This window comes from Sabulibacter ruber (assembly GCF_017355955.1).
GTDB lineage: Bacteria > Bacteroidota > Bacteroidia > Cytophagales > Hymenobacteraceae > Nibribacter > Nibribacter ruber_A.
In genome coordinates, this window is record NZ_JAFFID010000001.1 from 1,659,649 (window position 1) to 1,683,207 (window position 23,559).

16 protein-coding genes and 1 riboswitch are annotated in these 23,559 nt (G+C 52.3%); of the genes, 6 read left to right on the forward strand and 10 right to left on the reverse strand.

The features are described 5' to 3' along the window. Nucleotides 1–680: 680 nt before the first annotated feature. From JT719_RS06780 to JT719_RS06795, 4 genes are all read right to left on the reverse strand, one after another. Entirely contained in the window at nt 681–2,060 is a 1,380-nt protein-coding gene (locus tag JT719_RS06780; RefSeq protein WP_207431935.1) for a RagB/SusD family nutrient uptake outer membrane protein, read from the reverse strand. 11 nt (nt 2,061–2,071) lie between these two features. Beyond that, nucleotides 2,072–5,020, reverse strand: a complete 2,949-nt coding sequence (locus JT719_RS06785; protein WP_207431937.1) for a SusC/RagA family TonB-linked outer membrane protein — start codon at nt 5,018–5,020, stop codon at nt 2,072–2,074. A gap of 492 nt (nt 5,021–5,512) precedes the next feature. Further along, a riboswitch (SAM riboswitch) is annotated at nt 5,513–5,617 on the reverse strand. A gap of 448 nt (nt 5,618–6,065) precedes the next feature. Then, the gene (locus JT719_RS06790; protein ID WP_207431939.1) at nt 6,066–6,407 is read right to left on the reverse strand and encodes a hypothetical protein; all 342 of its coding nucleotides are present in this window, start codon (nt 6,405–6,407) and stop codon (nt 6,066–6,068) included. Nucleotides 6,408–6,489: 82 nt separating this feature from the next. Continuing rightward, the gene (locus tag JT719_RS06795) at nt 6,490–6,834 is read right to left on the reverse strand and encodes an anti-sigma factor antagonist (RefSeq protein WP_207431941.1); all 345 of its coding nucleotides are present in this window, start codon (nt 6,832–6,834) and stop codon (nt 6,490–6,492) included. A gap of 554 nt (nt 6,835–7,388) precedes the next feature. On the opposite strand from JT719_RS06795, the gene JT719_RS06800 reads away from it, so the two are divergent. Further along, nucleotides 7,389–8,324, forward strand: coding sequence for an isoaspartyl peptidase/L-asparaginase family protein (locus JT719_RS06800; protein ID WP_207431943.1), 936 nt, complete (start codon nt 7,389–7,391; stop codon nt 8,322–8,324). 178 nt (nt 8,325–8,502) lie between these two features. After that, nucleotides 8,503–9,744, forward strand: a complete 1,242-nt coding sequence (locus JT719_RS06805; RefSeq protein WP_207431945.1) for an aminotransferase class V-fold PLP-dependent enzyme — start codon at nt 8,503–8,505, stop codon at nt 9,742–9,744. A gap of 548 nt (nt 9,745–10,292) precedes the next feature. Here JT719_RS06805 and JT719_RS06810 read toward each other — a convergent pair. The 3 genes from JT719_RS06810 to JT719_RS06820 form a co-directional block, all read right to left on the reverse strand. Continuing rightward, nucleotides 10,293–10,586 (reverse strand): hypothetical protein, encoded by a 294-nt coding sequence (locus JT719_RS06810; protein ID WP_207431947.1) that lies wholly within the window; start codon nt 10,584–10,586, stop codon nt 10,293–10,295. A 426-nt stretch (nt 10,587–11,012) separates the two neighbouring features. Next, nucleotides 11,013–11,543: an REP-associated tyrosine transposase gene (locus tag JT719_RS06815; protein WP_207431949.1), complete on the reverse strand. Its 531-nt coding sequence runs from the start codon at nt 11,541–11,543 to the stop codon at nt 11,013–11,015. Nucleotides 11,544–11,860: 317 nt separating this feature from the next. After that, the gene (locus JT719_RS06820) at nt 11,861–12,940 is read right to left on the reverse strand and encodes a chemotaxis protein CheB (protein ID WP_207431952.1); all 1,080 of its coding nucleotides are present in this window, start codon (nt 12,938–12,940) and stop codon (nt 11,861–11,863) included. Nucleotides 12,941–13,207: 267 nt separating this feature from the next. Here JT719_RS06820 and JT719_RS06825 point away from each other — a divergent pair, with 267 nt between their 5' ends. Both JT719_RS06825 and JT719_RS06830 read left to right on the forward strand, forming a co-directional pair. Further along, nucleotides 13,208–16,186, forward strand: a complete 2,979-nt coding sequence (locus tag JT719_RS06825; protein ID WP_207431954.1) for a CheR family methyltransferase — start codon at nt 13,208–13,210, stop codon at nt 16,184–16,186. A gap of 391 nt (nt 16,187–16,577) precedes the next feature. After that, nucleotides 16,578–19,673 carry a PAS domain-containing sensor histidine kinase gene (locus tag JT719_RS06830; protein ID WP_207431956.1) on the forward strand — a complete coding sequence of 1,032 codons (3,096 nt, stop codon included), beginning with the start codon at nt 16,578–16,580 and terminating at the stop codon, nt 19,671–19,673. A 236-nt stretch (nt 19,674–19,909) separates the two neighbouring features. Here JT719_RS06830 and JT719_RS06835 read toward each other — a convergent pair whose 3' ends face one another. Together JT719_RS06835 and JT719_RS06840 are read right to left on the reverse strand one after the other, a co-directional pair. Beyond that, the gene (locus tag JT719_RS06835; protein WP_207431960.1) at nt 19,910–20,245 is read right to left on the reverse strand and encodes an STAS domain-containing protein; all 336 of its coding nucleotides are present in this window, start codon (nt 20,243–20,245) and stop codon (nt 19,910–19,912) included. A gap of 55 nt (nt 20,246–20,300) precedes the next feature. Further along, a complete protein-coding gene (locus JT719_RS06840; protein ID WP_207431961.1) occupies nt 20,301–20,657 on the reverse strand; it encodes an STAS domain-containing protein in 357 nt (118 codons plus the stop codon). A 278-nt stretch (nt 20,658–20,935) separates the two neighbouring features. Between JT719_RS06840 and JT719_RS06845 the strand changes: the two genes are divergently transcribed. Further along, the gene (locus tag JT719_RS06845) at nt 20,936–21,586 is read left to right on the forward strand and encodes a response regulator (protein ID WP_207431963.1); all 651 of its coding nucleotides are present in this window, start codon (nt 20,936–20,938) and stop codon (nt 21,584–21,586) included. A gap of 242 nt (nt 21,587–21,828) precedes the next feature. On the opposite strand, the gene JT719_RS06850 is transcribed toward JT719_RS06845, so the two are convergent. Next, nucleotides 21,829–22,023 (reverse strand): hypothetical protein, encoded by a 195-nt coding sequence (locus tag JT719_RS06850; RefSeq protein WP_207431965.1) that lies wholly within the window; start codon nt 22,021–22,023, stop codon nt 21,829–21,831. A gap of 403 nt (nt 22,024–22,426) precedes the next feature. On the opposite strand from JT719_RS06850, the gene JT719_RS06855 reads away from it, so the two are divergent. Next, nucleotides 22,427–23,422 (forward strand): cation diffusion facilitator family transporter, encoded by a 996-nt coding sequence (locus JT719_RS06855; protein ID WP_207431967.1) that lies wholly within the window; start codon nt 22,427–22,429, stop codon nt 23,420–23,422. Nucleotides 23,423–23,559 lie beyond the last annotated feature (137 nt).

The following is a 23,559-nucleotide window of genomic DNA, read 5'->3' on the forward strand; positions in this document are numbered from 1 at the left end:
TATGACAGTAAAAGATAGTACAGCATCCTTCATTCCTTTTCACGCATTCCGTCCCCCTTTGAAGGAGGTAGGGGATGACGATAGCGCTTGAAGAACCGGTTGCTTTTTACTAAGCACAGATTCTCCCCTTGAGGGGAGATAAAAAGGGGTGTTTACACAGGAGGGTGCGCATTGTTGAGGTAATCAGTACCATTAAAATTCAAAGAATCTACCACCACTCAGAAGGCAGTTGGGAACGTCATGATTAGCAGGTGTAAACACCCCTCTTCGCTCCCCTCAAGGGGAGAATCCTTTCCTGCTGCCGTTGTTGGTGTTATCACCAACAACCACTATTGCGGTAGCTGGCGCAAGGGCAACCACAAGGGATTGCCCTACATTTAGGAAACGCGATAATCTGCAGAAGAAATCATCCCCCTACCCCCTTCAAAGGGGGACGAAATGCGCACCACTTCCAATCACTCTATCTCTGGTTCAAGTTTTCAACTTGGACCTACCATGACTTGAAGTTTGCAACTTCAGTGAGGCGGTAGCCTCAAACTGGGCAAACTGATAAAGTAATCAGTTCAATTAAAGCCACAGTTTAAAGCCTACTTTCCTAAAAACAGCCCCAAAGCATCAGACAAAAAGAAAGGAGTATCGCAGAGTGATACTCCTTTTCACATGCAAAGGAAGAATTACAATCAATAGCCGGGATTCTGGTCTTCGGGTCCCAAGTCTGGGTCTGCGACGATGTCGGCGTTGGGTATGGGGTACAGGAACTTGTTGGGGTCGGTGATGCCGAGGACGGATTGGGCGCGGCCGGTGCGGATGAGGTCAAACCAGCGGTGGCCTTCAAAGGCGAGTTCCAGTTTGCGTTCCTGCTCAATGACCAGCAACAAGCCGGGAGCATCCAGCAAGGTCAGTTTCTCAACGCGGGCTCTTTCCCGGATGGCGTTCACATCGGCTAGGGCACCTATCAGGTCAGGGGCAGCTTTCTTCACGCGGGCCTCGGCGCGGATGAGGTACTGCTCAGAGATTCTCAGCAAAAACGCTGGGTCATCGCTGGTGCCGTTGCGGAAGTATTTTTTGCCGTAGACAATGGTGCCGGAGGTCCCGATGAGGATACTGCGGGCGCCGCCGATGGCCGGGTTGCGCAACTCGCTGGTGATGGCCTGGCCGGGAATCCATTCCAGGCGGCCGCCGCTGGAACTGGGCAGCCAGTAAGAAGCGTGGCTGTTGCCGTTGGCGGTGGTGTAGGCCAGCTCCAGAATACTTTCGGGGGTGAGCAGGCCCTGGATTGTTTGCTCGTACGGATACACCAGCTGGGCTTTTTTCGCATTGATTACCTTGGTGGCGAAGTTCTCGGCCTCAGTCCAGTTTTCCTGATAGAGATAGAAACGGGCTTTCAGGGCCCACACAGCCAGCAAGGAAGCACGGGCAGGTGTGGTGTAGGAAGCACCCACGGCACCGTTCTCCACCTCGGTGAAAAGTTGCTCGGCCTGGTTTAAATCTGCCAGCACCTGAGCGTAGGTTTCGGCTTTGGTGGAGCGGCCGATGCCTTGTCCGTCCAGTTTAGACTCAGTGGGCGTCAAAACCAATTGGGCACCTCCCCAGGCCCGGGCGATGTCAAAGTAGGCGAGGCCACGCAGGAAATGGGCTTCGGCTAGGATGCTTTTCCGCAAGTTTTCGGTTAAGGCGGGGTCCTGGATAGCAGGCACATCGGTGATGAGGTTGTTGGCCAGGTTAATCACGCGGTAAATCTGCCGCCAGGTGCTCAGGATAGAGCTGTTCTCTGACTGGATGCCGTTGCGGTCGAACTGCCGGTAAAAGTCAAAGGACCCGATGGACTCCGCCTCGTCGGAGGACAGGTAAGACAGAGCCGGATAATCCAGGCCGTAATAATTGTTGCTTTGCAGTTCGCTGTAGGTCCCCAGCAGGGCAGCCTGGGCGCCGCGGGCATCTACCAGGGCGATGGAAGACAAGACTTCGGTGGCCGGGTCCGGCTCCAGTAAATCGCAACTGGAGAACAAAACGGCGGCGGCTAAAACAAAGGTTTTATAGGAAGAAAGAATATTTTTCATGGCTGATTTTCTTAGAAAGTTACATTGGCACCTATCTGGAAACTTCTGGGCTGCGGCACCACGGCGTGGTCAATGCCCAGCACGTTCTGGTTGTTCGCCGCTGTGTTCACCTCGGGGTCAAGGCCGCTGTAATTGGTGAGCGTCCAGAGGTTGGTGGCCAGGGCGTACAGGCGCAGGTTAGAAATTTTGAAGCGGTTGATCAGCTCAGTAGGCACGTTGTAGCCCAGCGTGATGGAGCGCAGGCGCAGGAAGGAAGCGTCCTCCAAGTAGCGGCTGCTGGGCAGCGTGTAGTTGTTGCCTCTTTTGGTCAGGCGGGGCACATCGGTGATGTCGCCGGGTTTCTGCCATCTGTTCAGCTGGTTCGGGAAGAAGGTGATGCCGCTCTGGGTACCGCCGTGCTCCATAAAGAAGCGGTTCAGGTTGATGACGTCGTTTCCGTACTGGAAATACAAAAGGGCCCCTAAATCGAACCGTTTGAAGCGCACGGTGTTGTTCAAGCTCCCGAAGAAATCCGGGGCGCCGTTGCCCAGGATCTTGCGGTCAGCGGTGGTAATGGTGCCGTTTTTATCCACGTCATCGTACACGGCATCGCCGGTCTGCGGGTCTACATACAGTTGGTCATACACCCAGAAAGCGAAGAGCGAGTTGCCTTGTTCCATGCGCACCCAGTCGCGGGAGTGGGCGGTGATAGGCGTAGGCAGTTTCTCAATGCGGTTCTTGTTTCTCGCGATATTGAAATCAGTGGACCACTGGAAATCGTCTTTCTGGATGTTCACCGAGGAAATGCTCAGCTCCACCCCTTTGTTGCTCACCTCGCCCAGGTTCTCATACACGCTGGAATAGCCCAGCTTGGAAGGCACCGGCACCTGGATGAGCAGGTCTTTGGTGTATTTGCTGTAGTAGTTGGCCTCCACTTTGATGCGGTTCTGCAGGAACGCCAAGTCCAGACCCACGTTCCACTGGCGGGTGGTTTCCCAGGTCAAGTCCGGGTTGCCCAACTGGCTAGGGCTGATGCCGGGGTTGTTCTGGTAGTTTCTACCGGCTCTCCACAAGCTCTGCGAAGGGAAATCACTGATGCCGTTCTGGTTACCGGACAACCCGATGTTGGCGCGCAGCTTGATCTGGTCAAACGGCAGGTTTTCCGCAAACGCCTCCTCAGAGACAATCCAGGACGCCCCTACCGATGGGAAGTAGCCCCACTTGTTGCCCGCGGCAAACTTAGAGGAACCATCGGCGCGCAGGCTACCGTCTAAGCTGTACTTGTCTCTGAACGTGTAACTGGCTCTTCCGAAGAAAGACACCAAGCCATTCTGGCTAGAACTGGTACTCCCCGTCTGAATGGAGGAAGAAGCGATTTCCTGGAAATTATCGCTTGGAAATTTCTGGCCCGAGAGCGTCAGGAAGTTGTATTTGGTGCTTTGGAGGGTATTTCCTAAAACCAGGTTTAAACGGTGATCATCGCCTAAGGCTTTGTTGTAAGTCAGGACCTGCTCGTTGATGAGCGTCACTAAGCTGGTTTGGGTGTTGCTGCCGTTCCCGGCCGGAAGGCCTACACTGATTTGGGTGTTGTTGTAGACCTTGTCAATGTAGCTGTTGTAGTCCAGGCTCCAGCTGGATTTGAACGACAAACCCGGCAGAATCTCGTACTCGGCGTACAGGTTCCCGATAAGGCGGTTGCTGTGGCCCTGTATGTTCAGGTTCTCAATGAGCGCCAAGTGATTGTCAAAGATGCTGTGGCGGGCGTAGCTGCCGTCTTCGTTAAACACGGGCAGAAACGTTTGCACGTAAAGCGAGGAGTTAATCACGCCCTGCGCGCTGTTATCGTTGCGGCTCACGTTGCGGTGACTGTACGCCCCCGAGGCACTGATGCCCACTGTCAGTTTCTCGCTCAGGTTATGGTCAAAGTTGAACCGGCCGCTGAAACGCTCAAACAAGGCTGGTTTCACAATCCCTTCCTGCGAAAAATAACTACCGCCAATAAAGTACCGGCTTTTGTCTGACCCACCTGAGGCCGACAAATCATAGCTCTGGGTTTTGGCCGTCTGGAACACATCCGGAATGCGGGAATACGTGGTCTGCTCCTCGGGTAAGCCGCGCCCACCTTCGGCTTTCGGGCGGAACGGACGGGAAGCGAAAGCGCCGCCATCGTTCAAGAAAGCCTCGTTGATGAGTTCGGCCTCCTGCTGGGCGTTCACGGTTTCATAAAGCTTCGGTGCCTTGGCCCAGCCAAAGTAGGTCTGGAAACTAATCTTGGAACCCGCGTTCAGTTTGCCGCGCTTAGTAGTGATGAGTACCACCCCGTTCGCTCCCCTCGACCCGTAAATGGCCGTGGCGTTGGCGTCTTTCAGCACCTGGATGCTCTCAATATCCGCGGGGTTGAGGTCTGCCAGTGGATTGAAGGTTTGTCCGCCCAAGCCCAGGTTGCTTAGCGATTGGTTGTTGATGAACACGCCGTCAATCACGTATAAAGGAGAGTTGCTGGCATTGATGGAAGTAGCGCCGCGCACACTCACGCTGATTCCGCCTCCGGGCGCGCCGCTGGCTGAGGAAATCTGCACCCCGGCCGCTTTTCCCTGAATCAATTGGTCTGGGGAAGAAACCGGCAAACCCCTGAGGTCTTCCACGTTCACGGTGCTCACCGAGCTGGAAACCGCCCGTTGCGACTGGGTTCCGTAGCCCACCACCACAATTTCTTCCAGGCTTTTGGTGTCTTCTTTGAGCACCACGTTTACAGTGCTTCCGTTCACCACCGCCTCAACGGAAGAGTATCCGATGCTGGAAAACACCAGCGTTTGCCCGGTTTTAGCAGAGATGGAGAAACGCCCTTCGGCGTTGGTGAAGGTGCCGCTGGTAGTGCCTTTCAGCACCACACTTACGCCCGCCAGGGCTTCATTGCCCTTGGCACCGGTTACCTGCCCGCTCACCAGTGGAGCCTGGGCAAAAGCAGCATGGGTCAGCAATATTGCTAATAATACCCCTAGACTTACTAGACTTTTTAGAGTACTACTTGTAGAAGTTTGCATTATTATGAAATTATAAAGACAAGAGAATTCCTATCTGGCATCAGGACGATACCAGGAGTCGTTTAAAACAAAACTAAAGGAGGAGCTAAAAGTAGAGGTAGGCTGAATCAACAACAGCACATTCGGCCGCAAGCAGGCAGGATGCCCATGCAAAGAGCATCTGTAACAGATCTAAACGAAGCTCCGGCTGGAGCATAGTTCTCCGGAAAAGAGAAGGGTAAAGAAGGACTCATAGGAGTATTGTGTTAAAATAGGAAGACAGAAGAACATACCACCACCCGGCGGTTTCTGGCTACTACATCAGAAAAAAAAAGAAGCAATAGAGTACGCTAACAGCAACAACAAGCCTGCATTCGCAGGAACTGCCGGGAGGCAGGATGGCTGTCTAAAGGAAGGCGCGTGTTCAAAATCTTTGGTTGCATGGTCATAAATTTATAGTTCCCAAAAACTGGGCAGGTGTTAGCACCTTTTCGGCTGGGCCGAAGGTTGCTAGAGGGTCCTGGAGCCTGCTCTCTCGCCTCTTCTTTATAAATCTCCAATAAAGATGCCCTAAAGGTAAGGGCACAACTTTTACAAAAACAACCTTTTTATTAAAAATAATTTTTCCAAGTTTTGGATGAAACCCTACTTACATACAAAAAGTCCAATATTAAACAGTCAGAAAAGCTCTTCCCCTGATAAAAATTCAACTCTGCTGTCAAAGATTTTTTTTGAGAATAGCACCCTCAATAAAGAGCAATTCACCCCAGAGGACCGCTTAGTATGGGATTAGAGAAAGTCAGGGGCTCCTCCTTTGTCATGGAAGGGGTGAAAGTATACCGGAGTTCTGCCTGGGGAAGGACCGGCTGAGCACACCAACTGTTTATGGAGGCAGGTGACAACGTAGAAGAAGTACGCGAAGAAACCTGCTTTCCGATCAGATTCCAGCCGAAGCTAACGGGGTTCATTCTCATAATCATCGCTTGAATTTATCTCTCTTCTTTTACCCAGGCTGCTGGCGTTGCTGGTCTGGGTTGATGTGGCGCAGCTTCATCCGAACCAGGTATTCGCCAAAAAGCGCATCGCCGTAAGTGGTGCAGTCATCTATGATCACGCCTTTGCTGCCATCGGGGGCCAGTACCATGTACAACACCGTTACGTTGTGCACACCCCCGCATTTCTGAAAACGCTGACAGTTTTCCATCTGCATTTTCTCGGGGCAAAACACCAGGCCTGTCTTCCGCTGCCTCCAGCCCTGCGGGCAACACTCAAATACATGCTCATACCCTTGCTGTCGCAAATACGCCACCGCCTCCTTTATATCTGTGAATTGCTCCAGCTGCATGCTGTTCCTTTCTGCTCTGTTTTGTGAAAATTAGACTGAAAACCTCTCCTACCTCCTAAACCCTGATCAAACCCTTAGCTGGTTAAGAGGCCTGCACCAGTTGATCTATTTCCTTTATATCATGCACAATGGTGAAGAAGGCATTCAGGTTGAAGAGTTTTAGTAGGGCTTGGTGCTGTGGGCTCAGGTTAAGTAGCGTGATGTGGGCTGCCCTGTGCCGCAGCAGGAGTAATTGGTTGATGAAGTGGCAGAAGCCCATTGTTTTGAGGCACTTCAGGCCGGCGCAGTCAACCCAAAGGTGAAAGGCCTTGCCAGATTGGTTTATCTTTTCCAGGCTCCTGATCAGTTGTTGGTCAGCGAGATCCACATCTTCCTGCAACAGGAGAATGCCGGGCGCGTCCGTTTTATCTGTGAGAATCTTTTGCATACAATACTCTATTTAATATTCCTGGCTCCCTAATTGGAAGTAGTCTCTGCCATTCTGCCCTGCCACCGCACTCTACTTCCTTCTACATGCTGATTCCAACAAGCAGGTCTGGAGTTTGTTTTCGCCAACGTCTACTATGCTAAGGGTGACCACTCTTGCGCCTGTGCAACAGAGCAGGAACAAACCAGAAGCAGCACATTCCCGCAGATGGCAATAGTTATATTTCAGAGTTTCAATTTGTATATACATACGCTTCCTGCACTTTAGATAGTGCCCGAACTAACACGGCATTTGACTTGCGAAAACACTGATTTTTCCATCCCTAAGCAAAGCGCCACCCAATTTTACCCGTCGGTTTTCCTCTAAAGCTGCAGCTATCTGCCTTAGAAACGTCCTTTAGCCGCAGAGTCATCGCTCTTTACCAATCCGTAAAAATCCTATTTCAATTCAGTATTAATCAGGCAAACTGACCCTACCCTCACGCGTACACAAAATACAGCCCGGCCACGTTGCCAGGGCACTTGACACTACCTAAACACAACAAATTGTATCCTATGGGAAATAAGTGGGTAATTGCTATACACGGCGGTGCCGAAAACCAAAGCTGCGAAGAACTGGGCGAAACCAAACAGGCCGCCTATGAGCAGGGCCTGGAAAACGCCCTGATGGCGGGCTGGCACGTATTGAAAGAAGGCGGCAGCGCCCTTGATGCCGTAGAGGCCGCCGTCAGGAGCATGGAAAACAACCCGCTTTTCAACGCCGGTAAAGGAGGCAGCCCTACCAGCGAGAACACCAATGAGTTTGACGCCGCCATCATGGACGGCAAAACCATGAAAGCGGGTTCTGTGGCCGGGGTAAAACACGTGAAGAACCCCATTACGCTGGCCAAAACCATTATGCAGGAATCCAAACACGTGATGCTGTGCGGCCCGGGGGCCGAGGAGTTTGCCCGCCAGCATAAGCTTGAACTGAAATCGGATGCCTATTTCCTGACCGAGGAAAAAGAAAAGGCCCTGAAAGAAGCGCAGAAGGAAGAAGCCACCACGGGGCATGACACGGTGGGCGCCATCGCCATGGACATGCACGGGAACCTGGCGGCCGCTACCTCTACCGGCGGCCTGGTGAACCAGTTACCGGGCCGCGTGGGCGACTCCCCTATTGTAGGCAGCGGCGTGTACGCCAACAACGAGGTCTGCGCCGTTTCCTGCACCGGCGACGGCGAAGGCATTATGCTGGCCAACACCGCCCACGAAGTGTACGCACTGCTTAAATACAAAGGCCTGCCCTTGAAGGAGGCCTGCCAGGAAGCCCTGCACCTGTACACCGACCGGATTGAAGGAGACCGCAACTTCATCGCCCTTGACACCCAGGGCAACGTGGAATTCAGCTTTGTGACCAGCCTTATGTTCAGGGCCTGCAAACGCGCCGATGAGCCCACCTACATTGGTATCTGGAGAGACGATGCTGGAGACTGGGAAAAGGAAGGCTGATATCCTCTCTCCCCTCGCTTAAAGCGTTTTAGGCCCGTTTTTCAGAAACCGGGCTTGAAACGCTTTCTCTTTCCGGGCCGGTTTACTTACCCTCCAGCGGTAAAGAGCCTCCTATCCTATAAAAAAAACCACCTTCTAACGTCCTTGATTTCAACCCCCTAAGAGAAGAAAACACCCAATGCAGACGAATAGTACCAACGATACTTACACCAGACAAGCCAAAGTAGACTGGGATAACATAAGAGCCCAATTCAACCTGAGCAAAGAATACATCCATTTAGCTTCCTCCCAGTTTCTTGCCTCCATGCCAACACCGGTGCGGGAAGCCATTCACCGGTACCAGCAGGCGCTGGACAAAGACCCAGAGTTGTACACCGAGGAAAACGAGGATCCCCTCATGCAGAACACCCGCAAAGCGGTGGCCCGATATTTCGGGCATCCGGAACCCGATGACCTTGCCATGACCGACAGCACCACCATGGGTCTGGGCATCACGTATTCGGGGCTGGGCCTGGAGAAAGGCCAGGAGATCCTCACCACCGAGCACGACCATTACTCGCACCATGAGTCCATCAGAGGGGTTACGTACCGCTATGGAGCCTCTTTCCGCCGGGTACCCATGTACGAAAACCTGGCCGAGGTTACCCAGGAAGAAATGGTCCACTCCATCGTAAACGCGATAGGGGAACAAACCCGCGTAGTGGGCATCACGTGGGTACACTCCAGCACAGGGCTCAAGACTCCCGTAACCCAGATTGCCCAAGCCATTGCCAAACTAAACCAATCCCGTGACAAGGATAACAAGGTGCTGTTGCTGGTAGATGGCGTGCACGGCTTTGGGATAGAACGCGAAACGTTTCAGGAACTGGGCTGCGACTTCTTTGTTTCGGGGTGTCATAAGTGGGCGTATGGCCCCAGGGGCACCGGCTTTGTAGCGGCTACTTCTGAGGCCTGGCAACACGTCACCCCGGTCATCCCCAGCTTCACGGATGTGATGGACATTGTGATCGCCGAGAAAGAGCGCCCCAACAAAATGAACGGAAAACAGATGACCCCGGGCGGCTTCCACTCCCTGGAGTACCGCTGGGCCTTGAACGATGCCATCCAGTTCCTGGAGTCCATCGGGAAAGAAGAAATATACGAACGGGTGCATTACCTGAACCGGCTTTGCAAAGAAGGCCTGGCTTCCATGCCCCATGTAACGCTGCACACTCCCCTGGACGATGAACTGTCAGCCGGCATCATCTCCTTTGAAGTAGACGGCCTTAGCACCGAGGACGTGGTGAAGCGCATGCTGGAGCAGAAAATCACCTGCACCGCCGCCCCGTACCTCACCAGTTACGCCCGCTTTACCCCTGGCATTTACAACACAGAAGAAGAAATTGAAAAAGCGCTGGCGGCAGTCAACTCTTTGAAGTAGCCTCCCCTGAATAGCCAACCCGTTTAGGGGCTGATTTCTCAAAATCAGCTCCGAAACGGGTTTTAGGTTCTATTTTGCCACATATTTCCCGCACTTCCCCACCTATGTCAGCCACCTATGCGCAGTATCAGAAACGGTTCATAGGGTGTTCTACCTCCAGCACATGGTAGCACCTGGCATTGCCGCTCTCCTGGAATACAAAAAAGTATCTGTGCAGCAGGCCGTGCCGAAAGTGATTCACCAGAACGTAGGGAAAACTGGGGCTTGGGCAGTGTGATTGTACCGGAAATTCAGAACAATGACAGGCAGCACCTTCCATATGCAAGGCATGTTCCGGGTCAGCCTGAAAACGGGAGACACCCCAAGGCGCACGAAGACAACGGGAATATTGAAGAATCCAACCCAGTAGGTTAGAACACGGGAAGGACAATCAAGCGGCAGAGCACAGATGGGCTGCGCACACGCGCAACAACTCTCTTGTATTCAGGCTGTTTTTCAGGAAACTGGCCTAAAACAAGGGAGTTCGCGTAGGATCGTTCAGAAAAATCTCAGGCTCTTTTCCTGTTGGGGTTGGCCGATGAAAAAAGATAAACTACCTGGCTGGGCTTTTGGGCCTCGGAGATGCCATGTTTCGTGATATAATAATAGGTGGAAGAAGCCCCCACCTTGCTGCTGATCAAAAAGCCGTGGTTTTCCAGCACCTTGCAACACATTTGCACGCGCTCCACCGGCAAACCGGTCTTTTGGCTCACCCCCACCGGCGATACGGGCAAATGAACCGGCGACTCGTCTCCTTTCACCAATCCATAAATCGCCTTTAACACCTTCTCTTCCGCTCTCATACTTCTACTTTTTTGTTAATTGCCTCACTTTCAACGCATGCCATTTTAGAAGGTTGTATTTATACGGAGATTTCTTCCCGTACTTTTCCAAAAATTTTCCGGGGGCCACCGCAAAGGCATTTAAAGACAAGAGAAAGGGAACCATCACTCCTTTAGAGGGTTAGCTTTTTGCGGGAGAAAGAGTGGTTTCTAAATTTTGTGGAGCAGTCAGCTCCTCATAAATCCCTCGCTCGCCTCTGGCGAGTGTGCGTTACAGGGCAGCCTCTGGCTGCGTTGCGGGGAGGTAAGGGGTTGCAGAGATAAATGACAATGCACCGGAAATGCGTGGAAGCCTGACTAGATGCACATATAGCCCATAGCGGCGGGACGCCGCCCCATAACTCACACTCGCCAGAGGCGAGCGAGGGGAAAGAGGAAAAACAAGGATTATAAATCTGAAACCTTTAACGGGCTATCTGGGCAGGCGCTACTGTACAGGTACGTTTCAGGGGTGGTGACCAGGCCGGCTCTTACTGGATTTTGGTGGATGTAGTCTACCTTCTGTTGAATCAAAACAGGCGTGGGTAAAGGGGTTGGGTGGTTGGTGTACTGCCAGAAATGGTAGGTGCCGTACTGGGTATTGGTTTTGGCAAAGCGCTGAAACAGGAACAACAGCCATTCCTTTCTGCTCTCAACCGGGTTATGGGCAATGGCGGCTAACAGCTTCTTGGCCGTAAAGCTCTTGAACCGTCCTATCACCTCAGAGAGACCTTGCTCCTGCCTTCTTGCTACCAGATGCAGGTGATTGGGCATGAGCACGTAGCTGAAAATCTCAAGGCCTTCCTTCTGCTGGCAGTACTGCAGGTTTTCTACCAACAGGTCTTTGTACTCACGTCTGGTAAACACATCTACCCACCCGGCAACAGTAAGGGTGACAAAATACAACTCGTCTGGAAACGCCTTCCGGTATTCACTCATGAGCAGGTTGAAGTTAAGTCAGGTTTGTCTAATGGGTTTAAGGTCTACTTTTAGAAAAACTAATTAAAAACGAAGCTACAAACAACCCCCTCGCTCGCCTCTGGCGAGTGTGGGTTATGGGGCGGCGTCTCGCCGCTATGTGTCTTATGTGTGCATCTGGTCAGGCTTCATCGCATTTCCGGTTCATTGTCATTGATCTCCGCAACCCCTTACCCCCGCAATGCAGCCAGAGGCTGCCCTATGACCCACACTCGCCGGAGGCGAGCGAGGGAAAAGGCGTATAGGCGGTGATTTCCTGAAAAGAGCTTGAAAACAGGTCAGGCCCGCTCTGCCTCAGAATCGCCTTCTAGGCGTAGTTGGTTGTCGCTTTTAGCGTTGGCGTTGGCCAGGAGCAGATTCCTGATGCGTTCAATGTGGACTTTGAGCTCCTCGGCGCGTTCTTCCTGGGTGGAGGCCCAGTAATTGCTGCCGCGTTTGCGGTCCTGGTCGGCCATGGAGTTGAGCATGGTGCGGCGTTCTTCCAGCATGCGCAGGGCTACCCACATGGTTTCTTCCAGGGCTTCCAGGTTACCGGCCAGGTAACTTTCTGGGGTAAAGGTGTGCCCGGCGTGGCAGCGCAGATGGCTTAACTGCCCGTTTTTCACTTCCCAGAGGGCACCGCCGCAGTCTGGGCAGGTGAGCGGCACCTGCGGCCCCATCACGCCCATCTCGTGGGTGTGGCCATTGCCCTGAGTCATGAGCCGTTCAGCAATGGTGGCTTCGTACTTGATGTCATCGGGTACCAGGTGGTCAAGGGAGGCAGGCACTGAAGCCAATTCCTGCAAAAGCAAGCCCATCTCGCCTACCGGCACAGAGTAATCTACCTCCATCTCGTTCAGCACGCTCTGGGGCATGTCTGGGTACTCGGCCTCGGCGGGCAGTTGCACCATGGTAAGTCCGCCGCTGCGCTTCACGGCCTGCATGCCCACGGTGCCGTCCTGCAACATGCCCGTCAGGATAATGCCAATCACCCGTGAATCATAGGCCGCCGCTGCCGACCGGAAAAGCGGGTCAATGGCTGGCCTGAACAGGTTTTCACGGGGGCCTTTGGTCACCAGCATGCGGCCCCGCTGCAAGAGCAGATGATGGTCCTCGGGGCAGAAGTACACATGCCCGGGGGCAAACGCCTTTTCGTGCTGGGCCACTTCGCACACCAGCTCGGTGCTGCGGTTCAGGCGGTCCACCAGAATCTCGGCGTTGGAGTTACGGGCCAGGTGCTGCACAATGAAAATAGAGGCCGGTAAACTGGCGGGCAGTTGCTCCAGCAGTTTGAGGAGCACAGTCATTCCTCCGGCAGAGGTGCCTATCACGATCACGTCGTGATGGTTGGGGCTAGTGGTGGTAGGTAGAGGTCGCATCAGAAGGTTGTACGGCCCCGGGTCCATAAAAGACGCGTTTCTTACAGTTCTCTTGAAGGTTTCCCTGAAACAAGGAATAAACAACCGCCAGGTGCCGTATTAATACGGCATTTGAGGGAGTCCAATTCTACTTATTAGCGGTTGGGGGCAAAAGTGTGTAAATTGGGTAGAATGTTTTTTCGCCTTACACAGGCCAACTATTCAGTACCCAAAAAGGCTGCAAAAACAAACGCAGCCTTTTACTTTTATTACCTTTATTTGTATTCCATGCCTGATAAAAATGCCCAACCTGTTCCTGCTGCTCCAGAAAGCACTGTTCCTGCCGCCTCTTCCCCGCCGGGTAATGAGCGCAGGCAAGAGAGAGCGCATTACCTGGTGGTAGGCATTGGCGGCTCCGCCGGATCACTGGAAGCCTACGAGACATTCTTTAAGAACGTACCGGCCCAGCCGGGCATGTCCTTTGTGGTGGTGCCGCACCTGGCCCCTGAGCACAAAAGCAACATGGTGGAGATTCTGCAGCGGCACACAAACTTGCCCGTGGCAGAGATACAGCAGGACCAGCCCCTGGAGGTTAACAAAGTGTATGTGGTGCCGCCTTTTCAGGAAATTGAGCTGCTGGATGGTTTCTTTAAACTGCATACGCCCAGTTTACCCGCAGAGCAGCGCAAACCCATAGATTTCTTTTTCCTGAGCCTGGCCCGCGAACTGCGGGAGCGGGCGGTGGCCATTATTCTCTCCGGCGCGGGCACAGACGGCACCCTGGGTCTCAGGGCCATTGTAGAAAACTACGGCATGGTAACAGTACAGGACCCCGAGACTGCCCTGTTTGACAGCATGCCCCGCAGTGCTCTTAAAACCGATTTTGTAGACTACGTGCTGGCGCCCGAAGACATGCCCGAAAAGCTGATCTCCTTTGCCCAAAACCCCAACCAGGTAGGCCGCCTGCTCACAGACAGCAAGAAATCACTGCTATTGCTGCAGAAGATATTTTTCCTGATCCGCAACCAGACCGGGCATGATTTCTCCCAGTACAAACGCAACACCATTTTCCGGCGCATTGAACGCCGCATGAACCTGCAGCAGGTAAAGCAACTGCCAGACTACGTGCGCTACCTGCAGGAGAACCCCTCAGAGGTGGAGTTGCTGTTCAAGGAATTCCTGATTGGGGTAACCCGCTTTTTCAGGGACCCCGAGGCCTATGAGCTGCTCAAAAACAAATACCTGCCGCGTTTGCTGCAGGAGAAGAAAGACGGCGACACCGTGCGGGTGTGGGTGGCGGGCTGCTCTACCGGCGAGGAGGCGTATTCTATAGCCATTCTGCTGCTGGAGTGCATTGAACAGGACCCCCAGATCCAGCACCTCACCGTGCAGATCTTTGCCTCAGACATAGACCCAGACGCCATAGAACGCGCCCGTAACGGTTATTACCCAGAGAACATTGCCGCCGATGTGGCGCAGGAGCGTCTGAAACGGTACTTTATAAAAATAGACAGCCAGTACCACGTCAGGAAAGAGCTGCGCGAGAAGATTGTGTTTGCGGTGCATAACATTAACCGCGATGCCCCTTTTACCAAACTGGACCTGCTTACCTGCCGCAACCTGCTCATTTACCTGGCATCAGACCTGCAGCGCAAAATATTTCCGGTATTCCATTACTCCTTAAACCCCAACGGCTTCCTGTTGCTGGGCTCCTCTGAAACCATTGGCGGCTACCAGGACCTGTTTACACCCTTAGACACCAAATGGAAAATCTACCAGCGCAGTGAGCAGGCCCTGCCGCTCTCGCGCATAGACTTCCCGTTTAATTTCACCACCAAGGAACCTATTAAAACCTTGCCCGAACCTGCCACTGAAGTGATAAGAGAATCTTCCATGTCAACGGCGGTGCACCGGATCATGCTAGATCAGTTTGCCCCTCCCTCTGTTATTGTCAACGCCAAAGGCGATATTTTTTACATCCATGGCCGTACCGGGCGTTACCTGGAGCCTGCCCCGGGTCAGGCCAAACTCAACGTGTTTGACATGGCCCGCGAGGGGCTCAACTATGAGCTGAGCGATGCCATTCAGAAAGCCAACCTGCTGCGGGAGCAAGTGACGGTTATGCCCGTGCAGGTGCGCAATGAGGTGGGTACTCAAAGCATACGGCTTACGGTGCGGCCCTTGCAGGAACCCGAGGTCCTGAAGAATTTCCTGATGGTGGTGTTTGAAGACATACCCACCGAGAAAAAGAAAACCCGCCGCACCAAACAAACCCAGGAGGAAATGAGTGAAAAAGACCAGATCATTTCCCAACTGGAGATGGAACTGCAGTTTACCAAGCAACGCCTGCAGACTACCGTAGAAGAGATGCACTCCTCCCTGGAGGAACTCAAATCTACCAATGAGGAACTGCAAAGCGCCAATGAGGAGCTGCAAAGCACCAATGAGGAGTCTATGACCAACAAAGAGGAACTGCAGTCATTGAACGAAGAGCTCATGACCATCAACCTGCAGTACCAGACCAAGACCGATGAGCTCCTCAACTCCAACAATGACATGAAGAACCTGCTGGACTCCACTGAGATAGCCACCATCTTCCTGGACCAGCACAACAACATCAAGAACTTTACGCCGCAGGCCACCCAGATCTTCAACCTCATCCGGACAGATGTGGGGCGCTCCATTACGCACATTGCCTCTAACCTGAAGTACCAGGACATTACCAAAGACGTGAAAGAGGTGCTGGAACGGCTGCGCAGCAAAGAAGTGCACCTGCAAACCGCCGATGAGCAGCAATGGTACTCCATGCGCATTATCCCGTACCGCACCGTAGACAATTTCATTAACGGCACGGTGCTCACGTTCACCAACATTACGGCCTACAAAGAGATGGAAGCAAGCCGCGAGGCCACCAACCAGTACGCCACCGCCCTGGTAGACCTCATGCCCAAGCCCCTGATAGTGTTAGACCATCTTCTGCGGGTAGAAACCTCCAGCCAGGCTTTCATAGATACCTTCAAACTCATTCCTGAGCAGATCAAAGGGCAATGGCTGTACCACCTGGGCAACGGCCAGTGGGACATTCCCGGCCTGCATGACGTCATGGCCCAGGTGCTGCTGGAGGGCCAGGACGTAAAAGACAGCATTCTGGAGCATGACTTCGCGCTGCTGGGTTACCGCAAAATGTGCCTCAACACCCGCCGCATTGCGTACAAAGACAACAAAACCTATAAAATTCTCATATCCATAGAGGTGCTGGAAGAGTAAACCATTTCTTGGGGACAGGAAGCGGTTACGGAGGTACTGGCAACCTAATTCTGGCCTCCTTTTGCCAGAAGAGGCAGAAAACAATTTTCCTCTGGGCTGGGCACCGGCAAGGCAGAAAAAGGAAAACAACCCACGCAGGTTTCAGGTCTGTTTTGCGTAAAACAAGCTTTAAACGCAGGGATGGCACCTTCAACAGCAAAGCGGCCGTGGAGGGCAGGCAACCGAACAAGCAGGCCTGCCCTGGTTTTTTGCCGGGGAAGGGCCGCCTTTCAGGTAAGCGCTGGCAAGCGCACCATTGGTTCACCAGATAGTGCCGGGCAGAGACAACCCCCAAAGGGTAGTAGCACCCGGTTTGGTTTTACATCAAATAAAGAGCTGGTAAGTATAAGTGATGGAATTTAAAGGTCAGCAAACGCCAATGCAGGCACACGATAACTCAAAGCTGCGGTCAAGGGCCGAGAAACTGCAACGGCTGGTAACGGTGGAGGAAGCAGCGAAGATGACGCCGGAGGAAGTGCGTACCATGATTCAGGAGCTGCAGATTTACCAGATTGAGCTGGAAATGCAGAACCACCAGTTGGCCCAGACCACGGCAGAACTGGAGCAGGCCCGCAACAAATACGTTGAGTTATATGACACCGCTCCCTTTGGCTACCTTACCCTTGGCCAGGAAGGACTTATCACCGAGGCCAACCGTAGTGCCGCAGAACTGCTGAACCTGCCCCGCCTCCACCTGCAGGACAAGCGTTTCAGCATGTTTGTGCACCCAGACAGCATCTCAGAGTACTACGGCCTCTTCAGAAATGCCCAGAACAGCACCACCCAGCAACGCACAGAACTAAAACTGGTTCCTGCCAAGGGAGAGGTATTCTGTGCGCAGGTAGAGGCCGTCAGGCTTCAGCAGGAAACAGACACCCCTCTGTACCGCTTTGTGTTCCTGGACATCACTGAGCAGAAAAAAGCAAGCAAGGCCCTGGAGAAAAATGAGCAACTGCTCAGCGGCATCTTTAACAGTTCCCTTAACGGCATACAGGTGTTCAAGGCCGTACGAGACAGCAACGGCGTAATAGACGATTTCAAATGGGTGCTCATGAACCACACCGCCGAGGCCTTCATGCAAACCACCTTTGCCCGGCTGCAACCGTCTACGCTCACCCAGGAGGCCCCCGATGAAGTAGCCTCAGGGCGCTTTGCCCGCTACGTGCAGGTGGTAGAAACGGGGATCACGCAAACGTTTACCGCCCATTTCAAGAAAAAAGACCGAGAACACTGGCTTAACTGCGTGGCTTTGAAGATGGACGACGGGTTTGTGCTCACCACCGAGGACGTTACCCAGCAGCACCAGGCCCATGAGCAACTCAAAGACAGCCAGCACCTGATCAAAACCATGGCCGAGGCCATGCCAGATTTCCTGTACGTAGAGGATCTGCAACTGGGCCGCAACGTGTACAACAACCGCGATTTCTTGGCTTTTCTGGGCTACACCGCAGAAGACATCAAAGGCCACCCGCGCGAGCTGCTGGACACGCTTTTACACCCAGAAGACGCCCCGCTTATCTCTACCCATCGGCAGCGCTTTGCCCAGGTCTCTGAAGGCGATTTCCTGGAATACCAGGTACGCGTAAAGGCCAAAGACGGCACCTGGCACACCTTCAACTTCCGGGAAACGGTTTTCAAACGGAACGCCCGGCAAGAGCCCATCCAGCTGGTGGGCACAGCCCAGGACATAACCCAACGGCTGCGCGCTGAGCAGGAACTGCGGCAGATGCACGAAACCGTGAGCAGCATTCTCAGGAACCTGCCCATTATTCTCTGGCGCATCTCAGCAGACGGCATTATTGAGCAAGCGGTAGGCTCTGGGTTAGGAGTGTTAGGCTACCAGGACCATGCGCTGGAGGGCACTTCCTTTGCTGCCCTTAACCCCTCTGTTCAACCCCACCTGGACGCCGTGCTGGCGGGTGGCAAAGAGACATTTCTGGGAGAAAGCGAGATAAACGGCCAGAAAATCTACAAGCAGAACTTCTTTTTCTATGATGAGGCCACCAAAGGGGCCATTGGCTTCTGCCTGGACGTAACTGAGCAGAAAAATGCCGAGGCCGAAGCCCGGCACCGCACCTTTCTGCTAGACCAGCTCCTGCAGAACCTGCCCCTGGTACTGGCCGTGATTGACCTTGAAGGAAAATACCTGGAGATAAAAGGCAAGGGCCTGCGCAGCGTGGGCATACAAGACAATGAACTGGTTGGCAAAAGCATGTTTGAGATCTTTCCTATCCTGAAGAACAACATCCAGGATGTACTCAAGGGCGAGGTGAAAAGCTTTACCGCCAGCTTCCCGCACAACGGACAAAATGTTCATTTCCAGAACTTTGGTTTTCTTGACCCTCACCGGGAGATTGGCATTGCTTTTGGTATTGACATCACAGAACAGAAAGTGATGCAAGACAAACTGATGACCGAGAAAGAGTTCTCAGAGAAACTCCTGGAAAACAGCATTGACGGGATCTTTGCCCTGGACCAGGACCAAACCATTACCGCCTGGAACAAAACCCTGGAGACAATTATGGGCAAACCCCGCAAAGCCGTGCTGGGCCAGCCGTTGGTATCGCTCTTTCCAGAGGAGCATCATGAAAAAGTAAACCTGCACTTAAACCGGGTACTGGAGGGCCACCGCATCACGCTCTACGAGATTCCGGGGCTGGAAACAGACCGCGCCTATGAGGTAAACCTGGTGCCATTCCTGAACGCAGACAAAGAAGTGATTGGCGCTTTGGGTGTTATCCATGACATTACGCTGCAGAAACAACGCCAGCAGGAAGAAACCCAGTACCAGCTCAACCAACAGAAGGCCGTGGCCAACGCCGTGCTTTCTGCTCAGGAAGAGGAACGCAAACGCATTGCCGAGGCCCTGCACAACAGCCTGGCCCAGTTGCTGTACGCCGCCAAACTGAACCTGGAAGACCTGATCCAGACCGATGACGTGGAGACCGACCCCACCCCTACCCCAAATGCCACCTCCCTGAAACGCATCAGCGGGTTCCTGGAAGACGCCATCAAAGAAACCAGAACCCTGGCCCATGAACTGATTCCGAAGGCGTTGCAGGATTTCGGCCTGAAGATTGCCCTTAGAGACCTGGCCCACCGCCTTTCCACCGACAACTTCTCGGTGCAGTGCGTGGTCACTGGTTTTGAGCAGAAGCAAGCGGGCATTCTGGAAACCGCCCTGTACCGCATTGTGCAGGAACTGCTGAACAACGCCATTAAACACGCCTCCGCTACCGAGGTACTGGTACAGGTGGTAGACAAAGGCCACCAGATCATGGTGCGGGTAGAAGACAACGGCGTAGGCATGCCGTCAAAGGCAAAGCCCAATTCCTCTGGCATGGGGCTGGCTACCATCCAGAACCGCGTGAAATTGCTGCAAGGCAGAATGAGAATCACCTCCAACCCAGAAGAAGGCACCGTGGTTACCATTCACCTGAACCGGTAATTACCTTCCATAAAAACAACGGCCCCGGTTCCACTTCTAGTAAAGGTTTGGAACTGGGGCCGTTTTCATCTTATTTCATCTTTTGAGCCTCAAAACGGAGGTGGTTACGGTTCTGCCGGTACCGGTAAAATGCAACCCAGCAAGAATTCACGAAGAGGAGCGCCGGTAATTACACATTACGGGCCGGAGGTACTTTCAGGAGAGAGGATTTTAGAAGCCGGGCAACTGCCCGGGGCTTATCTGGCCTGTAAAACGGCGTCTTTTTTGGAGGGCACAATGGTCATGATCATGTGCAAACCCAACAACTCAAACACGTTCTTCACGTGGTCGCTCATGCCGTAGAGCACCAGGCTGATCTGGCGGGCTTCCAGCGTACCCAGATGCGAAATCAGAACTCCCAGACCGGCAGAGGAAATGTATTTCAGCCCTTCGCAGTCAACCCACAGCTGTTCAATGGGCTTGCATAAAGCCATCTCAATTTCTCTGTCAACTTCCAGGCAAGTAGAGGCATCCAGCTCACCCACCAGGTGCAGAATGTAAGCCCGTCCTTCTTCTTCAATGGCTATTTGCATGGCTCTTTTTATTTAAAGTAAGCAGTTTCTGGCAAGAGTTTGCTTACCGGGTATATTATCTCTTTTTTAAGCTTTTACTCAGAGCATAACCAATTGCAGTATCCAAAGAATCTACCACTACCACCAAGGAATCAAATCCAGAGTTTTTAACCATTTTTTGAATGTTCTCATTCAGGTTAAAAAGAATTAATTCCATTTTCTGCGCTTGAATTTGCTGCACGTAGGGAATAAGACTACGTAAACCTGCCGGGGTAGCTTCTGCCACTCCAGAGAAATCAATCAGCAGGCTTCTCCTATTGTGTTGAAAGACAGACCGTAACTCCCGCTGAATTACTTCCCCAGAGATAGCATCTAGTGAACCCCGCATAGAAACCCATACTCCGGCATCTGTCACCTTAGTAGAAATTTCCATGGTAAAAATTATTAGCTACTGGCCAGGAATAGGCTTCTAAATAAGGAAGTTGACCTATTCAAATATAGCTATTTATAGGGTGGAAAAAAATGTATTAATTACCCTTTTTATCTACTAAGTATTTATACGGACAAAAGGAATTAACCTCAAAAATTATTCCGCATAATGGGTTGTTACCACTATTTCCCCGTATAATATTCTATCTTGCACTACGCTAAATTCTGGCAATTACTAAGTCTCTGTTATTAAACTTATTAGACCTCTCAAAATAGAAGAGCATGATAAAAGTAGTTCTTGTAGATGATCATACACTGATCAGAGATGGGTTGAAATCTTTGCTTAAATCAGAAAGATCAATTCAAATTGTGGGGGAGGCTGATAATGGCCTTCAACTGCTGGAGCTTCTGAAAACCATTACCCCAGACGTGATCATGTTAGACCTTAACATGCCCGTGATGGATGGTTTTGAGACCTTACAGCACCTGAAGGAATCTCACCCAGATGTAAAGGTCTTGATTTTAACCATGCTTGACCAGGAAAGCTATGTGCACAAGGTACGCAGTGCCGGTGCCATGGGCTATGTGCTTAAGACGGCGGGCCGGGATGAGTTGGTGCACGCTATTAAAACGGTGGCCAATGATAACTCCTTCATTAGCTCTGAGGTGGCCCTTAACCTGCTCAACAAAGCCAACAACCCAGACCAGACGGCCACTGCGGGCGGCTCCAAAGTCAACCCAGACCTGTCTAAGCGCGAAATGGAGGTACTGCGCCTCATTGCCGAGGGCTACACCAACGCCGAGATAGCAGACAAGCTGTTTGCCAGCAAACGGACCATTGAATCACACCGGCAGCACCTCATTGAAAAAACCAAGGCCCGTAACACCGCCACGCTGATCAAGTACGCCATTCAGCAAGGCCTGATTGACTAAGCATTAGAATTCCCCAAGGGAGAACTCCCGTTTCAGGCCCGTTTTACGCAAAGCGGGCCTGAAACGGGAGTTCTCCTTTTTAAGGCGTTTCAGTTTTGCCCTGAAACAGAAAAAAGAGCATAAAAAAAGCCAGTTCAAACCTGGCTTGTACTTGCTCCTGAAAGGGTAAAAGGGTGTTGGGCAGCACCGCAAGGGCTACTGCAAAGCTAAGAATACGCGTAAAGCCTTCCGGAAGAAAGCAGTTATTTCTTCTTTAGAGCCGGCAATTTGAAGACGTTCTTCCCCGTCTTAGGCTTTTGAATGTACATCTGACGCAGATCCTGCAACCTGGCCAGCGATTCATTGATGTAGCTGTTGTCAATGGGCAACAGCACATTGTCTTTCAACATTTTTTCAATGGGCTTACCCACTACTGCCTTCTTCACGGAGGAGTTCATAAGTTTAGCGGCTGAACGTAAGAATATATCATGTACCAACAACGAAATTAAAGCAAAGCTCCAGTTCCTACAATAGACCTTATATGAATGTTCTAATGTAATTGTTGCATTAATTAATAAATTCTTATCTTTACTTAACTTTTAGCGTACGGTTATGCATCCAATCCTTGGTTTCCTGTTTTTCTTCCTGGGTTTACTCGCCTCTTTTATCACCTGGTTGCTGTCTGCCTTGCTGGGATAAACGGTAGTTCCTCCCCTTCTTCTTGCCGGGCGGTAAACGCCTCTCCAGATTTCCTTTATTTCTTAAGGGCAGTTCTTCCTGTGGGCTAAAAAAAGTGGTACTTTTGCACCCCCTTTTGCCTCTCCCCGTTTGAGAAGCAGAAGTCTCACTAATACCAACCCTATGCCCGCCCCTTCCCCGGCCACTACATCCTTTCGCATCATGGCTTTGATGCTGGTGCTGGCGCTGGTTTTACTGAGTGTAAAATTTGGCGCCTATTTTCTCACCAATTCCAATGCCATCCTCACCGATGCCCTGGAGTCTATCATCAATTTTGTGACCGGTGGGTTTGCCTTGTATAGCGTGTACCTGGCCGCCAAACCCAAAGACCAGGACCACCCGTACGGACACGGCAAGATTGAATACATTTCCTCTGGCCTGGAAGGCTCTCTGATCACCATTGCGGGGGTCATCATCATCGTGAAATCAGTGTACAACCTGCTGTACCCCCACCCCATCCAGAAAATGGACGTGGGTATTATTCTTACCGCCATTGCAGGGTTTGTCAACTACCTGGCGGGCCGTTACCTGGTGAAACGGGGCACAGAGCAGCACTCGCTCACTATTCTGGCCAATGGCAAGCACCTCCTTTCCGATGCTTACTCCAGCCTTGGCTTGCTGATGGGGCTGGCCTGCATCTACTTCACCCAGATCCTGTGGTTTGACTCAGTCATTGCCATCATCTTCGGGTCTTTTATCACCTACACCGGCTACGGCATTGTGCGCAACTCCATCTCGGGCGTCATGGACGAGGCCGACCATCAACTCCTGGAGCGCATCATTACCGTACTCAACCAGAACCGCCGCGAAAACTGGATAGACCTCCACAACATGCGGGTGATTAAGTACGGGAGCCAGTTGCACATTGACTGCCACCTCACCTTGCCCTGGTACTTTAACCTGCAGGAATCGCACAAGGAGGTAGAGATCTTACAGGATATGATCTCTGAGGAAATGGGCAATATAGTGGAACTGTTTGTGCACTTAGACCCCTGCCTGCCCCCGCATAGCTGCCGCCTCTGCACCAAGTCTGACTGCATGGTAAGAGAGCATGCCTTTGTAGGCCGGGTAGAATGGACGCTGGACAACGTAATAGAAAACCAGAAACACTCACTGTAATAACTAGGCTTCGCTCCCCACTTTGAACATCCTGAAAGCCTGGTGGGAACATTACTAAATGACGCAAAAAGCTGAGGGCTTCTTTCTTTATCTCAAAAGAAAGAAAGAAGCCTTCAGCTTTTTGTTTTAAGGCAGTT

What these genes read in the sequence shown, in the direction of transcription:
- JT719_RS06780 (WP_207431935.1), bottom strand. Translation starts at nt 2,060, where the DNA reads ATGAAAAATATTCTTTCTTCCTATAAAACCTTTGTTTTAGCCGCCGCC.
- JT719_RS06815 (WP_207431949.1), bottom strand. Translation starts at nt 11,543, where the DNA reads ATGAGTGAATACCGGAAGGCGTTTCCAGACGAGTTGTATTTTGTCACC.
- JT719_RS06845 (WP_207431963.1), top strand. Translation starts at nt 20,936, where the DNA reads ATGATAAAAGTAGTTCTTGTAGATGATCATACACTGATCAGAGATGGG.
- JT719_RS06825 (WP_207431954.1), top strand. Translation starts at nt 13,208, where the DNA reads ATGCCTGATAAAAATGCCCAACCTGTTCCTGCTGCTCCAGAAAGCACT.
- JT719_RS06795 (WP_207431941.1), bottom strand. Translation starts at nt 6,834, where the DNA reads ATGCAAAAGATTCTCACAGATAAAACGGACGCGCCCGGCATTCTCCTG.
- JT719_RS06810 (WP_207431947.1), bottom strand. Translation starts at nt 10,586, where the DNA reads ATGAGAGCGGAAGAGAAGGTGTTAAAGGCGATTTATGGATTGGTGAAA.
- JT719_RS06805 (WP_207431945.1), top strand. Translation starts at nt 8,503, where the DNA reads ATGCAGACGAATAGTACCAACGATACTTACACCAGACAAGCCAAAGTA.
- JT719_RS06840 (WP_207431961.1), bottom strand. Translation starts at nt 20,657, where the DNA reads ATGGAAATTTCTACTAAGGTGACAGATGCCGGAGTATGGGTTTCTATG.
- JT719_RS06855 (WP_207431967.1), top strand. Translation starts at nt 22,427, where the DNA reads ATGCCCGCCCCTTCCCCGGCCACTACATCCTTTCGCATCATGGCTTTG.
- JT719_RS06835 (WP_207431960.1), bottom strand. Translation starts at nt 20,245, where the DNA reads ATGCAAATAGCCATTGAAGAAGAAGGACGGGCTTACATTCTGCACCTG.
- JT719_RS06850 (WP_207431965.1), bottom strand. Translation starts at nt 22,023, where the DNA reads ATGAACTCCTCCGTGAAGAAGGCAGTAGTGGGTAAGCCCATTGAAAAA.
- JT719_RS06800 (WP_207431943.1), top strand. Translation starts at nt 7,389, where the DNA reads ATGGGAAATAAGTGGGTAATTGCTATACACGGCGGTGCCGAAAACCAA.
- JT719_RS06830 (WP_207431956.1), top strand. Translation starts at nt 16,578, where the DNA reads ATGGAATTTAAAGGTCAGCAAACGCCAATGCAGGCACACGATAACTCA.
- JT719_RS06820 (WP_207431952.1), bottom strand. Translation starts at nt 12,940, where the DNA reads ATGCGACCTCTACCTACCACCACTAGCCCCAACCATCACGACGTGATC.
- JT719_RS06790 (WP_207431939.1), bottom strand. Translation starts at nt 6,407, where the DNA reads ATGCAGCTGGAGCAATTCACAGATATAAAGGAGGCGGTGGCGTATTTG.